This window comes from Mesorhizobium sp. M2A.F.Ca.ET.037.01.1.1, assembly GCF_003998075.1.
Taxonomy (GTDB): Bacteria; Pseudomonadota; Alphaproteobacteria; order Rhizobiales; family Rhizobiaceae; genus Mesorhizobium.
The window spans coordinates 1-3,135 of record NZ_RZSA01000797.1 but is presented as its reverse complement, the minus strand read 5'-3'; the positions used below and the strand labels follow the sequence as shown (position 1 = coordinate 3,135).

At 61.2% G+C, this 3,135-nt stretch carries 3 protein-coding genes; all 3 read right to left on the bottom strand.

All coding sequences use genetic code 11. The features are described from left to right. A partial coding sequence (locus EOA27_RS29160; RefSeq protein WP_145970596.1) for an FAD-dependent oxidoreductase occupies positions 1 to 1,501 on the bottom strand: 1,501 nt, incomplete at its 3' end. Positions 1,502 to 1,870: 369 nt separating this feature from the next. Next, positions 1,871 to 2,485 (bottom strand): short chain dehydrogenase, encoded by a 615-nt coding sequence (locus EOA27_RS29150; RefSeq protein ID WP_126080619.1) that lies wholly within the window; start codon positions 2,483 to 2,485, stop codon positions 1,871 to 1,873. A gap of 26 nt (positions 2,486 to 2,511) precedes the next feature. Beyond that, positions 2,512 to 3,135, bottom strand: a 624-nt coding sequence (locus EOA27_RS29145) for a dihydrodipicolinate synthase family protein (protein WP_145970595.1), incomplete at its 5' end; no start/stop codon positions are given.

Sequence of the window (3,135 nt, the reverse complement as noted above, 5' to 3'; positions counted from 1 at the left end):
CTTCGACACGGATCTTGCCGAACGAGGTCATGTCGAACAGGCCGACCTTGTTTCGGACCGCGAGGTGTTCCTCGCGCTGGTTGTCGAACCAGTTCTGCCGCTTCCAGGAATAGCGGTATTCGCGCTCCTGGCCCTCGCGTGCGAACCAGTTGGCGCGCTCCCAGCCGGCGACTTCGCCGAACACCGCGCCGCGCGCCTTCAGATGCTCATGCAGGGGCGAGCGGCGGACATTCCTCGAGGTCGCCATCTGCCGATAGGGGAAATGGTCGGCATAGAGCAGGCCGAGCGTCTCGGAGACGCGCTCCTTGAGATAGCGTCGGTTCTTCTGGAATGGCTGGGCGCGGCGGATGTCGACCTCCCACAGGTCGAAGGGCGCTTCGCCGTCATTGATCCACTGCGCCAGCGCCATGCCGGCGCCGCCGGAGGAGACGATGCCGATCGAATTGTAGCCGGTCGCCATCCAGTAGCCGGACAGCTCCGGCGCCTCACCGAGATAGTAGCGGTCATCGGGCGTAAAACTCTCCGGACCGTTGAAGAAGGTGTGGATGCCGGCGGTCGCCAGCATCGGCATGCGGTTGACGCCCATTTCGAGGATCGGCTCGAAATGCTCCATGTCCTCAGGCAGTTGGTCGAAGCAGAAATCCTCGCTTATGCCGTCCATGCCCCACGGCTTGGCCACCGGCTCGAAGGCGCCCAGCATCATCTTGCCGGCGTCTTCCTTGTAGTAGGCGCACTCGTCCGGCACCCGCAGCACCGGCAGACGGGTGAGGCCGGGGATCGGCTCGGTGACGAGATAAAAATGCTCGCAGGCGTGTAGCGGGATGGTGACGCCGTTCTGCGCTCCCAGTTCGCGCGCCCACATGCCGGCGCAATTGACGACGATGTCGGCCTCGATCGTGCCTTGCTCTTCGCCTTGCGCCCAGGACACGCCGGTGACGCGGCCGGCCCTGGTATGGACCTTGGTGACCTTTACGTTCTCGACGATGGTGGCGCCGCGCTGGCGCGCGCCCTTGGCCAGCGCCATGGCGATGTTTGCGGGGTCGCACTGGCCGTCGAGCGGCAGATGCACGGCGCCGACGACGTCCGAGACATTCAGATGCGGATACATCTGCTTGACTTCATTGGGAGAAATCTCGCGGACATCGACATCGAAGGCACGCGCCAGCGATGCTTGCCTGTAGATCTCGTGCTTGCGCTCCTCGGTCAGCGCCACGGTGATCGAACCGACCTGGCGCATGCCGGTGCCGACCTCGGTCTCGGCTTCCAGCTTGACGTAGAGGTCGGCGGAATATTTCGCCAGCCGGGTCATGTTCTGCGAGCCGCGCAACTGGCCGATCAGGCCGGCGGCATGCCATGTCGTGCCTGACGTCAGCTGCTTGCGCTCCAGAAGCACGATGTCGGTCCAGCCGAGTTTGGCCAGGTGATAGGCGACGGAGCAGCCGGAAACGCCGCCACCGATGATGACCGCTCTTGCTTTGGCGGGAATGGCTTTGGCGGTCATGCGGCCTCGCGGCGGTAGCTGGAAGCGAAACGGCGCAGCCGGAGCGCTGCTTCTTGCAGCATAGGTTCGGGCTGGCAGAGGCTGATGCGGATATGGCCTTCTGGCACGGGGGTGAAGTGGCGCCCTGCGTCACATTCACCTGTCGCCTGCAACGACGATAGTGCGCCTTGATGGGCATTTTCTAAGCCGACCACCCGCTGCCTATTCATGGAGCGACATCCACAAGTTGATGCCCCCTCCGCAGAACGATGCGCAGGGTTTGTCACATCGAAATTGGGCCGCTCTACCACCGAGTTCCCACCTACCTCCGATGCAGAGTTGCCTGGGCATGCTTGTCCTCCGTTAGCGCGACGTTCATTGTTGGTCAGATTAGGCGTCTCTGACCCAACCCATGCGATAAACTCGACCCGTTTGACTGCCCTCTGCGCTCTTGACGTAGCCGAGCGCCACCTCGCTCGCCGGCACCGCCGCGGTGCCAGGAAAGAAGTCGCCGTAGAGCTGAACCGACTCCTGTACGAGAGTCGGACTGACCAGATTGATCCGCAGCCCCCGCCCAAGCTCGATTGCCGCGCTGCGTACAAAACCGTCTAACGCGCCATTGACCAGGGCGGACGAGCTTCCCTGCCGGATGGGATCTTCGTTGGTTAGACCCGAGGTCAAGGTAAATGATCCGTGGTCGCGGATACGCTTGAGACCCTTCGCTACGAGATTGACCTGCCCCATCAACTTACTGCGCAGCCCGATTTCGAACTGTTCATTCGTGAATTGGTTCAGCGGGGCGTAGTGCACGGCCCCTGCTGTGCAGATCAACGCGTCAAATGCACCGATCTTGTCGAATAATTGGTCGATAGAGTTCGGCTCGGCGATGTCGACGTTGAATAAGCCGCTAGTTCGCCCGACTCCTATAATGTTGTGCCGCTTGCCAAGTTCGGCCGCTACGGCCGACCCGACAATCCCAGTCGAACCAACCAGGACAATTCGCATAGGGACTCCCCTGGATATCCTGACGGCTAGGAGGCGACCTCAAACAGCGGGGCAAGTGCGGCGCGAAGCGCCATGTCCTGGTCCGCCGAGAGTTTTGCCAATGGCTTGCGGACATTCCCGGTTCCGAGGCCGCGCAGTTGCGCGGCTCTCAGAACAGAAGGCGTATATGGTGCCCGCCAGATAAAAAGCAACGAGGGCAGCATCCGCTGCCAAAGTGCCAGAGCCCTCTCCAAATCCTTCGCTGCCACAAGGTTGTACAATTCGACAGCCTCAAGAGGCATGTAGTTTGCTGCGCCCCAGATAACACCGCGCGCGCCTGCCATCAGCGCATAGAGGGTTGTTGTATCGCAACCATTTAGCACCTTGCCTCCCGTCTGCAGATACTCCTGATGCACGGTGAAGTCGCCGGCACTATCTTTGATGTAATTGAAATGCTTGAGACCGCTCAGTCGATCAAAAAGGCGTGGCGAAACCGCGATCCCGGTAGCCTGCGGGATGTTGTAGCCCACAATATCCACGCCAACCGCCGCGTCGATTTCCCTGTAGAAATTGAAAATTCCATCCTCGTCTGACGGACCTTCGAGATACGGCGGCAAAATCATCAGCGCGTCCGCGCCGACCGATTCAGCTTGCTGTGACCGCCGTATGAC